Raw genomic sequence first — 11,912 nt, 5'->3', positions numbered from 1 at the left:
AGGTCACTCCGTGACGGTGGGCGGCGCGGCCAGGAACGGGCGCACCTCCAGCCACTCGTGGATCGGCTTTCCGCCCGCCCCGGGAGCGGCCGACAGCTCCCCGGCCAGCTCGACGGCGCGCTCGTAACCGTCCACGTCGATGATCATCCAGCCGGCGATCAGATCCTTGGTCTCGGCGAACGGCCCGTCCGTGACCGGCGGACGCCCCTCACCGTCGTAGCGGACCCACGCCCCCTCGGAGGCGAGCGCCTGCCCGTCGACGAACTCGCCGGTCTTCTCCAGCCGGTCCGCGAAGTCCTGCATGTACTGCACGTGGTCCGAGATCTCCTGCGGCGTCCACCGGTCCATGGGCACGTCGTTGACCGGAGCCGGGGCGCCGCGGTAGTGCTTCAGCAGCAGGTACTTGGCCATGGTGAGTCTCCTCGGTGCGGATGCGGCCCATTGTGGCCGCGTTCACTACGAGGACGGAGCCCGTCACCAGATCTCGACACCGACGCCCGAGATTCTTCCGGGAGTTCTTTGCGGGCCCCCTCCAGCGGAGCGGCCTCACCGCACGGGCGCCCCCGCCCCCTCGGAAGCCGACCCTGCGGCCCCGGACCCGGGTCCGGACGGGCTTCCGCCCCCATGCTTGGGCGCCCTCCCATTCACCATCACCCCCGCGACCACCGCCGCCAGCAGCATGATCCCCGCACCCCACCCGATCGCCACCGTGAAGCCGTGCACGACACCGTCCTTGACGACCCCCTCCCGCACCGCGGGCGTGAGACGGCCGCCGGACTCCCGCGCCGCCGAGGCCAGGTGACTCCCGATGTACGTCGCGCTCGTCGACGTGGCGATGGTGTTCAGCAACGCCGTACCGATCGAACCCCCCACCTGCTGAGCCGTGTTGACGGTCGCGGACGTCACTCCCGAGTCCTGCGGCGCCACCCCCGACGTGGCCGTGGACATCACCGGCATGAAGATCAGCCCCAACCCGAGGCCGATCAGCAGCTCGGACGGCAGTACATGCGACACGTACGCGGGCTCAGCGGTCAACGTCGTCAGCCAGGACAAGCCCGCCGCCGCGCACACCGCGCCCGGCACCATCAGCACACGCGGCGGCAGATGATGCAGCAGCCGAGCCGATATCTGTGTCGACCCAATGATGATCATCACCGTCACCGGAAGAAACGCCAACCCCGTCTTGACCGGCGAATACCCCAACACCACCTGCAAGTAATACGTCATGAACAAAAACATCCCGAACATGGCGATGACCGCCAACGCCATGGTCAAAAACGCACCCGCACGATTCCGGTCCCGCACGATGTGCAACGGCAACAGTGGCGAACGCGCCCGCCCCTGCCACCAAGCAAAAAGGGCCAACAACACCACCCCACCCACCAACAACCCCACAACCAGCCCATCACCCCACCCCCGAGGCTGCGCCTCACTGCACCCGTAAACAATCGCGACCAGCCCACCACACCCCAACACCACCCCCGGCACATCCAGCCGAACCTCGCGATGCCCCCGCCGATCATGCAAGAACACCCAAGCCCCAGCGATCGCTGCCACCGCGATCGGCACATTCACATACAGACACCACCGCCAGTCCAGATACTCCGTCAGCAATCCACCCGCAATCAGCCCGATCGCCGACCCGCCACCCGCAATGGCGCCGAAAATCCCGAACGCCTTCCCCCGCTCCTTCCCATCCGTGAACGTCGTCGTCAACAACGACAACGCGGACGGAGCCAACATCGCAGCGAACGCCCCCTGCAAAGCCCGCGCCCCGAACAACAACCCCTGCCCCGACGCCGCCCCACCCAGCGCAGACGCCACCGCGAACCCCACCAGCCCCGTGACAAACGCCCGCTTCCGCCCCACCAGGTCGGCGATCCGCCCACCCAGCAACAACAACCCACCGAACGCGAGCGTGTACGCAGTGATCACCCACTGCCGATTCGCATCCGACATGTGCAGCTCCCGCTGCGCAGACGGCAACGCAATATTCACAATCGTGGCATCCAACACCACCATCAACTGCGCCACACCAATAACAACAAGCCCCCACCACCGCCGGGGGTCAGGTCCCCCCACCCCGTCCGCCGCCCCCGCCTCCGGCCTCTGCCCCGGCCCCTGCGTCCGACTCTGGCTCTGGCTCATGAGGACCCGCCTCCACCGCTGAACGGTCAACGGCCACCCCGGCTATGCGGGGAGCCGCAGCATTGGTCCAGCGTAGGCGCAGGACCGTTCCTGCGCTCGTCAGAAGGTTTCCTGTGTCCGCCGCGCACCGACTGCTGCCCGAGTTCCTGAATGTCCGCTCGGTGATCACCCGAGGTGGCTGCTTGATTGCCTATATCAATTTGGCGAAAGTATGACTTGGCGATCCGTGATGCTAATACTGGCGACCTTCACTGTTAGTTCATCGTTGACTCTGAGTGCCTGGTCGAGGGGGGCTTCGGATGTGGGAATGAAGCCGATGATAGGTTTCTCCAGGAGAACGAAGATTCCGACCGGTGAAATCCTGGTGATTACGCCGGTCAGCGTGGTGCCGATATGGTGCCGCGCAAAGCTGATGAACGGGTCAGGCTGAAGATCTTTGATGGATACGGAGGGTTGCTGACGCTCTGGGTCGACACTGAGCACTACAGCTACGACTTCCTCGCCCACCTGTACTGCTTGTGACGGGTGCTCAATTCGATCCCACGTAATGTTGGGTACGGTTACGAATCCTGTGACCCCGTCGAGGTCAACGAACACGCCGAAGTCGGTCACCGAGCGCACGCGCCCCCTGCATACCTTCCCGGGGGTCAGTGCGTCCGGGAGCGAGCTGTCGGTGCCTGTAGAGTATGCCATCACTGGTTTCCTTTGGTGGTCAGTCTCTCCAGGAGATTCCGGCATAGTAGTTGATCCAGTTCACTTCGGAGATCAGTGAGTTGAATTTCGGTATCTCTTCCCTGGGGATCAGCCACTGAAACTCGTCTGGTTTATTGTCGTGAGTTCGGCGATAGGGTGGGTTGGCATCCTCTGGGAAGTGGTCTCTGAATTCGGGTTTCATTACGTACTCGTGATATCCGTCCTCGTATACGCCTTGGTCCGCATATTTTTGCGCCACCCTCTCACTGTCTCCCAGATAGGCAGTTCCGGCTCCTCCCTCGGGAGTGTCCGGATGCAGGGACGGATCCAAGCCGTTCGATTCCAAGTGCCTGTTCCCTGCGTGTGGGGAGCGGTAAAGCTTGACCGGCTCACCCGAGCAAGGGGAAAGCCCCAATGGGTCTGCGCTGAGGCAAGGGTTGCGAACGTAGGTGCTGGCGTTCGGGGAAGGTGCCAGTCCCAGAGGATCTTGTGAGAGGTACCTGTTGTTTTCCGGATCATAGTGGCGGAAGTAGTTGTAGTGGAGCTGCGTCTCCAGGTCGAAATACTGCCCCGGGAAGCGCAGAGGAGTGTATGCCGTGGCGTCGGCGTTCCACGTAGTGGTGCCCCAGAGAGTGGATCTGGTCTGCCAAGCCACCTCCCCCGACTCGGAGACCAACTCCGTCGGAGTCCCCACCAAGTCCGTGACGATGCTGAAGAAGCGCTCATCGATCACCTGTTGTGGCGCGGAGGACAGGCCGGGCGTGGAGAGCTTTCGTTCGGTTTGGGTCAGGGGGGTCAGGCCCTCATGGTCCCAGGTGAGGGTTAGGGATTGGGGAGAGGCTGGGGTTGTGGTGGATTGTTCGGTGAGGGTGGGGCCGTCCCAGGTGAAGTGGGTGGATTCGAGGACGGTGGAGCCGTCGGGGGTCAGGCGGTGTTTGGCGGTGCGGCGGCCGAGGGGGTCGTAGGTGTAGCGCCAGGGGGTGCCGTCGGGGGTGATGACGGCCGTGAGGCGGTCTTCCGCGTTCCAGGTGTAGTGCCAGGTGTCCGGTTTGCGGGAGAGGCGGGTCTTCTGGCGGAGGGTGACGCGGCCGAGGGCGTCGTGTTCGTAGCGGACGGAGCCGGCGCGGTTGATGCGGGTGCCGGTGTAGGAGCGGGGGCCTTGGGCGGACGCACCGGCGTGTTCGGTGGGCCAGGTGGCGTGGGTCTGGTTGCCGGACTCGTCGTAGGCGTAGGTCTCCGACCAGTCGGCGGCGTTGACGGCCGTGACGCGGCCCGCGCGGTCGAGGTCGAAGGTGCGGTGGCCGCGGGCGGAGTCGTCGATGCCGGTGAGGTTGCCGTCGGGGCGGTAGGTGTAGGTGCGGGTGAGGAGGGGGCCCTGCGGCGCGGTGCCTGCGGTTGTGAGGGACTGGGAGGCCAGACGGCCGGTGGGGTCCCAGGATTGGGTGAGGGTGAGGGCGTCGGAGAGGTGGCGGGCGGTTTCGCGGCCGGTGGCGTCGTGGTCGAAGGTGAGCGGGTGGCCGGAGGCCGACATGCGGGTGCGGTTGCCGGCGGCGTCGTAGGTGTAGGTGGTGGTGGCGCCGGTGGGCGTGGTGCGCGAGGTGCGGCGGCCGAGGGCGTCGTAGGTGAAGGAGAGCGTGCGGCCGTTGACGGTTTCGGTGGTGACGCGGCCGAGGGTGTCCCGGGTGTAGGTGATGCTCGCGTCGGGGTTGGCGGTGCGGAGGAGGCGGCCGGCGGTGTCGTACGCGTAGGTGGTGACGAGGCCCGCGGCGTTCTTCTCGGCGAGGTGGCCGAGGGGGGTGTGGTGGTAGGTGGTGGTCTGGCCGAGTGCGTCCGTGCGGGTGGCCAGTTGGCCGGCGGCGTCGTGGGTGTAGGTCAGGACACGGTCGTCGAAGTCGGTCTCGGAGACCAGGCGGCCTGCGGAGTCGTACGCGTAGTTCCAGGTCAGGCCCTGGGGGTTGGTGACCTGGGTGAGGCGCAGCTCGGTGTCGTGGGTGAAGGTGTGGCGGGTGCCGTCCGGGTCGGTGCGGGCGGCCAGCAGGTCGAAGTGGGTGTATTCGAAGCGGGTGACCTGGCCGATGGCGTCGGTGTGTGAGGTGCGGTTGCCTTCGCCGTCGTACGTCCAGTGTTCGGCGGCGCCGGTGGGGTCGATGCGGGTGGCGAGTCGGCCCTCGACGGTCCAGACGAGGTGGGTGGTTTCGCCGAGGGGTTCCGTGACGGAGGTGATGCGGCCGAAGGCGTCGCGGCGGTAGTGGGTGCGGGCGCCGAGCGGGTCGGTGGTGGAGAGCGGCAGCCCTGCTGCGTCGCAGTAGAGGCGGGTGGTGTTGCCGAGGGCGTCGGTGACGGAGGAGAGGTGGCCTCGGGGGTCATAGGCGTAGTGAGTGGTGGTGCCTGCGGGGTCCGTGGTGGAGGTGCGGTTGCCGCCGAGGTCGTAGGTGTGGGACCAGGTGGTGCCGTCCGGTCCGGTGGTGGTGAGCGGCAGGCCGAGGTCGTTGTACGTGGACGTGGTGCGGCTGCCGTCGGGGAGGGTGATCTCGGTGGGGCGGCCTTCGTCGTCGTACGTGAAGCGAGTCGTGCGGCCGAGCGGGTCGGTCACGGACAGGACGCGGTGTTTCGTGTCGCGGACCGTACGGGTGGTGGCGCCGGTGGGGTCGGTGGTGGCGACGATCTGGTGGCGGTCGTTGACCAGGTGGCGGGTCACCTGGCCGTGGGAGTTGTGGTGGAGGTTGGTCCGCAGCCCGGTGTCGGTGTCGGGGTCGCCCCAGTCGAAGTGGGCGCGCAGATGCCCTTCCGTGCCGCTCTGCCAGACGCAGCGGTGCCGGTCGTCGTAGGCGTAGCGGTACGAGCTGTTGTTGGTGTCCGTCCACGACGTGATCCGGTCGGCGTCGTCGTAGGTGAAGCGCAGTGGCAGGCCGGAGGAGTTGGTGACGGTGGTGAGGTTGCCGGACTCGTCGTAGCCGTAGCGCCGGATGAGCTGGTCGCCTCCGCCGGGGGCCGCTCCCGCCAGGTGGAGGGCGGTGATGCGGCCTGCTTCTGTGGTGAGCAGCAGGCGGTATCCGGCGCTGTGGGTGATGGCGGTGGGTGTGCCGGTCTCGTCGTAGTCGAAGGTGTGGCGGTTGCCGCGGCGGTCGGATATTTCGTCGAGGACGGCGATGTCGTCGGTGTACGTGGTGAAGTACCAGCGGGTGCCGCTGACCGGGTCGGCGAGGAAGTAATCGCCGTCCGGGGTGCGTTCGAGCGGGTGGCCCTCGCCCTCGGCCGGCATGGTGGGGACGCCGACGGCCGGGTGCGGGTAGGCGAGCAGATTGCCTTCCTCGCCGACGAGGACGACGCCCTCGGCGTCGATTTCCAGGCGCTGGTCGACGGTGCTCATCCACGTGGGGCCGAACCAGCGGCCGGTTCGATAGGACGACTCGAACGTACGGGTGAAGGTGAGCGGGAAGCTGCCGGGCAGGGTGATGTCGGTCTGCGGCAGGATCATGCGGCCGGTGGCCATGTCGATCGGGTCGCTGCCGAAGGTCTTGCACCAGGCGCGGCGGGCGCGGTCGCGCAGGGCGGATTTGCCGCCGTCCTTGACGGCGGAGCGCGCGGTGTCCTTGGCGAGGCCTTTCGCCCCGGCCTTGGCGGCACCCTTGGCCAGGCCGCCCGCTCCCTTGCCGCCGACGAGGTTGACGATCAGGGAGCCTGCCGCGTCCGCCGGGTCGCTGCCCCAGCCCGTACCCAGCAGGGCCTTGGGCAGCCGCTCGGGGTGGGCCACGGTGGTGGTGAGGCCCATGAGCGTGGTGGAGAGGTTGGACATGTACTGGAAGGGGTGGGTGATGTTGTAGACGTCCAGTGGGTTGACCGTACGGACCAGCTTCACCGTTTCGGCCCCGGCCCGGAGCGCGCCGCCTGCCAGGTGCATGAGCTGGATGCCGCCGGACATCGCGCCGTCCGACACGTCGGAGAGGAACTGCTGGGTGAACTTGGGCTCCCGCGGCGCGTGGGCCAGCGCCTGGCTGATGGCGTGCTGGGCACGCTCCGCGGCCTCGTCCCGCTGGTGGCGGGCGTTCTTGAGCAGCTCCTGGGCGGCCTTGCGTCCTTCCGCACCGGGGTCGGTGAAGGCGCCCGGTTTCTGGGGCTTCCGGCCCGGGTCGGCGTTCTTGTCCAGGGCGGCGTTGTACGCGTCGACCTTGGTGTTGTACGAGTCCACCTGGGCCTGATAGGCGTCAACGGCCTTTTTGGTGGCGTCTTGCGCGGCCTTGTACTTGTGGATGGCCGTCTCGGCCTTGCTCTGGGCCCAGGAGACCGTCTCCCCGTACGCGTGCAGGGCCTTGCCCGCCGCTTCGCAGGCGTCCGCGGCCTGCATCCACTGCTTCGGGTGGGCGTCGAACTCCTCGTGGAAGCTGTCCGCGGCCTTGCCCTCCCAGCCGCCCGAGTCCAGCTTGCGCAGGCCCTGCCCGACCCGTTCGAAGGCGGCGTAGAAGTCCTTCAGGTGCGCGGCGGACTCGTTGATCGCGGAGGCGTCACCGTGGACCAGTTCCTTGGGGTCGTCGGACTCGCCCAGGTTCCGCTCGTCGACGTGGGCACCGAGGTTGTCGGCGATGTCCTCGCCCGCTGAGCGGACCTTGTCGGCCACTCCGTCCGCGCCGACCCCGTCCAGTGCGTCGGCGGTCTTGTCGGCGACGAACTCGACGCCCTCGCCCAGCTTCTCCTTGGCGCCGTCGACGATGTCCCCGGCCTTGTCGGCCACTGTGTCGACGACGTTGCCCAGTCCGTCGAGGACGCCCATCAGCCCTCACCGCCGTCGTCCTGGGTGCTCTTGGGCTGCTGCCGGCCGATGCCCATGGCCTTCATGGCCAGGTTGTGATCGGCGTCGCCCGCCCACTTGGACGTGGACCAGTCCTGCTTCGTCTGCTCCCACGACGTGCGGATCCGCTCGGCCGACTCCTTCGTAGCGTCTGAGTCGATGTCGTAGTCGGCGTCCCTGACCTGGGTGATCGGGTTGTCGTCGCGGATCTGCTCCCAGGACTTCTTCTTGATCTCCTCCGAGGACAGCGCGGGGTTGCCCAGCGCCGCATTCGCCGTGATCTTGAGCTGGTCGGAAACGTACCGTTCCTGTTCGTGGTAAAGACCGGCCGACAGGTCCAGGCGGCGGGCGAAGGAATTGGCTTCGTGCACCAGAGCGCGGACTCCCCACGTCCAGCGTTCGCAGAACGTCTCGAAAGTCGAGGCCAGTTCGGCATGTCCGGCTTCCATTCCGGTCAACTGGATCTTCTCGAAGCCGTGGCCGAGTTGCGCCTGGCTGTCGAAACCCAGCTCTTTCAGCTCCGAGATGGTGTCGTTGATGCCTTTGCTGACTTGCTGAAGCGCCTGCTGGTCGAGCTTGTAGCCGTCTCCCGCGCTCATATCCGTTCACCGCCCGGGCGGGTGGTGGACGTGGTGCCGGGCGGCGACGTCTGCGCGTCCTCGTCGGTGTGTACGGCTACGGAATCCGGCACGATCCCGGGCGCCGGCGGGAACAGCATCCCCTGCTCGCTGCCGGCGTCCAGGGCGACACCGGCCGGTCCCCCGACGGCCGGGACGACGACGTCGAGCAGGCGGGCGCCGAGTGCGGAGACGTACGGCCAACGGGTTTCCGGTGCGCTTCCCCTGGCGAGGGCGAAGCGGTTGAGCGCTTCCTCGTCCGTGAATGCGTAGAGCCAGCGTATTCCGCCCCATTCGGCCGACATGAGTCCGTCGTCGGATACGGGCACCAGGACGCTCGTGCGGCGGAATTCGCCGATCAGTGCCGCCGGGTCGCCGTCGTGAGCGTACATACCGGCAATTTCTTCGGTCAATGGCATAGCGGTTTCCCCCCGCCCCGTGTGGTCAACGCCGTAACACTCTTACACATGGCACTGACAGTGAGGACGAGGCCGGTGAGGGCAGACCGGACCGCTGTCGTGATGAAGTGTTCAACCAATGTGGTGTCAGGAAATGCCGGCGGCCGCGGTGGGCCGGGTGGCCCGGCCGCGGCCGGTGGGTGGGGCAAGGGGTGGGAGCGGGGCGAGACCGGGTGTCAGGCGGGGAGGATGCCGGCGGCGCGGGCTTCCTGGAGCCAGGCGGGGAACTCGACCATGAGCTGCTGGTAGAGGTCGGCGTCGGCGAGGGAGCGGGGGTCGCGGCCGGCGTGGAAGAAGCCCGCGTTGTCCACGACGCGCTTCTCCGGTACGGCCAGGTCGTCCAGCTTGCGCAGGAAGTCGAAGCCCTTGGCGTCCGGGTCGCCGAAGCCGACGAACTGCCAGAAGATGGGCAGCTTCGCGGCCTCGCAGAGCGCCTTCTCGGCGGCCGGCTTGGAGGTGGGGGCGCCGTCGGTCTGGAAGATGACGAAGGCGGGGTCGCTCGCGCCGGACTTCTCGTAGTGCTCGATCACGGCGTTGATCGCCCAGTGGTAGTTCGTACGGCCCATGTGGCCGAGGCCCGCGTGCAACTCTTCGATGCGGCCCTCGTAGGTGGCCAGGTCGAGTTCGGCGGTGCCGTCGACGTCGGTGGAGAAGAAGACCACCGGTACGGTGCCGTCGTCGTCGAGGTTGGCGGACAGGCCGAGGGCCTGTTCGGCCAGGTGCTGGACCGTGCCGTCCTTGTAGTAGTTGCGCATCGAGCCCGAGCGGTCGAGGACGAGGTAGACCGCGGCCCGCTGGGTGGCCAGCCCCTGCTTCTCCAGGGAGACCCGGGCGGCCTTGTAGAGGCTGACGAGGGCGGGGGCCTGGGTCTCGACCTTGGTGAGGGAGGGAGAGGAAGGGGAGGGGGAGGGCTCCGCCTCGGCTTTGGCGGCCGGCTCCGGGGTGGTTTCCGGCTTGGCTTCGGGCTCGGGCTCGGAGGTGGGGTCAGGCTTGGCCTCGGCCTCGGGCTTCGGTTCAACCGCCGACTTCGGCTCAACCGCCGGTTCCGGCTCAACCACCGGCTCGGGCGTCGGCTCCGCCTTCGCCTCAGCCACCGGCTCAACTACCGGCGCCGCCTTCGCCGCAGCCACCGGCTCGGGCGTCGGCTCCGCCTCAGCCTTCGCCTCCACGACAGGCGACGCCGCGACCGACGCATCGGCCTCCCGCGCCTCCACGACGGGTGCCTCCGCCTCCCGCGTCGGCTTCTGCGTGTCGAAGGCCTGGGACACGAGAGCGGAGGCCGAGTCCTCGGAGGGTGACGAGGTGTCGGACGAGGGGGCGGCGGACGGCGACGTCGCCTGGGCGGGGACGGACGCGGCCGGTGGGTCAGTGGGGTCGGCGGGGGCGGTGCGGGCGGTGGGGACGGCGGGGTCGCGGGGGGCGGCGGGTTCCGGGGTGGCCTCTTCGCGGGCCTCCGGGATCGTCGCTGTTTCCGGCGTCCGAGTGCCGCTCGCCGCCTCGTTCGATTCCTCGCGGGCCGCCTTGGAGCGACCGAAAGCGTTGCGTAGCAGACTCCGAATGCCCATCGGCGAACCTCTCTAGCGTGTGTGGGGTGCGGCGAATGTCCGAGAAGCGCGGACATGTCCCTGACCAGGCCGGACACGTAAGGGTAGCCGTCCGGGACGGTCCCATCGTGGGACCCCGCGCGTCTCGCGGCACGCCCCGTTTGGGTGTTTTGCGGCTTGGCGTGGTGTGGGGGTGCTGGTGGGGGTGTGCGGGTGGTTGCTGGTGGGGGGCGTGTGTGGAGAGCGTATGTGCGGCGGGCGGGTGTGCGAAGGGGCGGGGTGTAGCTCGTGTGGTGACCCAAAGCCCGTACGCCCGTTGACCCTGGCGGCGGTCCGGAGGACCGGACGGCCCTCGTACGGGTGACGGGAGAGGTGGGCGCATGGGGCTGACCAGTCGGTCGCTCGAAATCACGGTGATCACGCTGGCCGTGGCCTGTGTGGCCCTCACGGTGTGGTTCTGGCCGCGGCTGTCCCCGCGCGGCGTGCTCCCCGTACTGGGCAGGATCGGTTCCATCCTCGTCACGCAGGTGGCGGTCCTGTGTTCGCTGGCCCTGGCGGTGAACTCCAGCTTCGAGTTCTACAGCAGTTGGGACGAGCTGCTGGGCCACACCGACGACGCTCCGGTCGCGGTGAGCAAGGGCGGCGGCCCGCGGTACGCCGACGCCGGCAGTCTCCGGGGCGGTCTGGTCCAGCCCGCGGGCCCGCAAGGCCTGGACCGGGTGACCGGCCTGCCGGAGGGCGCGCCCGGCGAGGTCGGCAAGGTGGAGTCCGTACGGATCGTCGGGCGCCGTACCCGCGTCGTGAATCCGGCCTTCGTCTACCTGCCGCCGCAGTACTTCCAGCACCAGTACCGCCGCCAGCGCTTCCCCGTCTCCGTCGTGATCAGCGGTTACCCGGGCGGCATCATGAACCTCGCGCAGCATCTGCGGATCCCGCAGACCGCGGGCGGGCTGATCGCGGAAGGCCGGATGCAGCCGACCGTGCTGGTGATGGTCCGGCCGACGATCGCGCCGCCGCGGGACACCGAGTGCGTGGACGTGCCGGGCGGGCCGCAGGCCGAGACGTTCTTCACCCAGGACCTGCCGGAGGCCGTCAAGGCGGCCTACCGGGTGGGGCATGACCCGAGCGCCTGGGGCGCTTTCGGGTATTCGTCCGGCGGTACGTGCTCGCTGCTGCTGGCCCTGCGCAGCCCCGGTGTCTACACGTCCGCGGTCTCGCTCTCCGGCGATTACGCCGTCAAGGACGACCTGACGACCGGGAACCTGTTCGGCGGCGGCGCGGCTGCCGAGCGGCGGGAGCGCGAGCACGATCTGCTGTGGCGCCTGAAGCACCTGCCCGTACCGCGGGTCTCGGCGCTGGTGGCCAGCAGCCGCCTGGGCGAGCCGAACTACCGCGACACCCTGCGGTTCATCGCGGCGGTGAAGCCTCCGATGACCGTCGACTCCATCATCCTGCCGCGCGGCAGCCACCAGTTCTCGACGTGGCGGCGGGAGGTCGCGCCGGCCCTGGAGTGGCAGGCCCGCCAGCTGACGTTCCCGCAGGACGTGGAGGCCGCGCACGCGCCGCCGAAGCGGCCGGGGGCGGGGGCGACGCCGTCGCCGGCCCCGGCCGCCTCGCCCGCCCCGTCCTCCCCGTCCGCCTCCGCTTCCCCGTAACCTCATCCATC

8 protein-coding genes are annotated in these 11,912 nt (G+C 68.4%); 1 reads left to right on the top strand and 7 read right to left on the bottom strand.

Annotation, left to right across the window (positions count from 1 at the left end; genetic code table 11):
• Window positions 1-3: 3 nt before the first annotated feature.
• From ACZ4Z1_RS16005 to ACZ4Z1_RS15975, 7 genes are all read right to left on the bottom strand, one after another.
• Window positions 4-411 carry a YciI family protein gene (locus ACZ4Z1_RS16005; protein ID WP_468487202.1) on the bottom strand — a complete coding sequence of 136 codons (408 nt, stop codon included), beginning with the start codon at window positions 409-411 and terminating at the stop codon, window positions 4-6.
• Window positions 412-546: 135 nt separating this feature from the next.
• Window positions 547-2,148 carry an MFS transporter gene (locus ACZ4Z1_RS16000; protein WP_468487201.1) on the bottom strand — a complete coding sequence of 534 codons (1,602 nt, stop codon included), beginning with the start codon at window positions 2,146-2,148 and terminating at the stop codon, window positions 547-549.
• 195 nt (window positions 2,149-2,343) lie between these two features.
• Window positions 2,344-2,841 (bottom strand): S1 RNA-binding domain-containing protein, encoded by a 498-nt coding sequence (locus ACZ4Z1_RS15995; protein ID WP_468487200.1) that lies wholly within the window; start codon window positions 2,839-2,841, stop codon window positions 2,344-2,346.
• A 19-nt stretch (window positions 2,842-2,860) separates the two neighbouring features.
• Window positions 2,861-7,609 (bottom strand): putative T7SS-secreted protein, encoded by a 4,749-nt coding sequence (locus ACZ4Z1_RS15990; protein WP_468487199.1) that lies wholly within the window; start codon window positions 7,607-7,609, stop codon window positions 2,861-2,863.
• Window positions 7,609-8,226, bottom strand: a complete 618-nt coding sequence (locus ACZ4Z1_RS15985) for a hypothetical protein (RefSeq protein WP_468487198.1) — start codon at window positions 8,224-8,226, stop codon at window positions 7,609-7,611. The genes ACZ4Z1_RS15990 and ACZ4Z1_RS15985 overlap by 1 nt, the downstream gene beginning before the upstream one ends.
• Entirely contained in the window at window positions 8,223-8,636 is a 414-nt protein-coding gene (locus ACZ4Z1_RS15980) for an SseB family protein (RefSeq protein ID WP_468487197.1), read from the bottom strand. Before ACZ4Z1_RS15980 ends, ACZ4Z1_RS15985 begins: the two co-directional genes overlap by 4 nt.
• A gap of 242 nt (window positions 8,637-8,878) precedes the next feature.
• Window positions 8,879-10,267 carry a vWA domain-containing protein gene (locus tag ACZ4Z1_RS15975; RefSeq protein ID WP_468487196.1) on the bottom strand — a complete coding sequence of 463 codons (1,389 nt, stop codon included), beginning with the start codon at window positions 10,265-10,267 and terminating at the stop codon, window positions 8,879-8,881.
• A gap of 359 nt (window positions 10,268-10,626) precedes the next feature.
• On the opposite strand from ACZ4Z1_RS15975, the gene ACZ4Z1_RS15970 reads away from it, so the two are divergent.
• The gene (locus ACZ4Z1_RS15970) at window positions 10,627-11,901 is read left to right on the top strand and encodes an alpha/beta hydrolase (RefSeq protein ID WP_468487195.1); all 1,275 of its coding nucleotides are present in this window, start codon (window positions 10,627-10,629) and stop codon (window positions 11,899-11,901) included.
• The last annotated feature ends 11 nt before the right edge of the window (window positions 11,902-11,912 follow it).

The sequence above is a fragment of the Streptomyces sp. NPDC030165 genome (genome assembly GCF_055573595.1).
The sequence above is the reverse complement of the archived record's forward strand: the minus strand, read 5'-3'. Positions and strand labels throughout refer to the sequence as shown.

Bases quoted from the DNA above. Each gene is read 5' to 3' on its own strand.
- ACZ4Z1_RS15970 (WP_468487195.1), top strand. From the start codon at position 10,627: ATGGGGCTGACCAGTCGGTCGCTCGAAATCACGGTGATCACGCTGGCC.
- ACZ4Z1_RS15975 (WP_468487196.1), bottom strand. From the start codon at position 10,267: ATGGGCATTCGGAGTCTGCTACGCAACGCTTTCGGTCGCTCCAAGGCG.
- ACZ4Z1_RS16000 (WP_468487201.1), bottom strand. From the start codon at position 2,148: ATGAGCCAGAGCCAGAGTCGGACGCAGGGGCCGGGGCAGAGGCCGGAG.
- ACZ4Z1_RS16005 (WP_468487202.1), bottom strand. From the start codon at position 411: ATGGCCAAGTACCTGCTGCTGAAGCACTACCGCGGCGCCCCGGCTCCG.
- ACZ4Z1_RS15980 (WP_468487197.1), bottom strand. From the start codon at position 8,636: ATGTACGCTCACGACGGCGACCCGGCGGCACTGATCGGCGAATTCCGC.
- ACZ4Z1_RS15990 (WP_468487199.1), bottom strand. From the start codon at position 7,609: ATGGGCGTCCTCGACGGACTGGGCAACGTCGTCGACACAGTGGCCGAC.
- ACZ4Z1_RS15995 (WP_468487200.1), bottom strand. From the start codon at position 2,841: ATGGCATACTCTACAGGCACCGACAGCTCGCTCCCGGACGCACTGACC.
- ACZ4Z1_RS15985 (WP_468487198.1), bottom strand. From the start codon at position 8,226: ATGAGCGCGGGAGACGGCTACAAGCTCGACCAGCAGGCGCTTCAGCAA.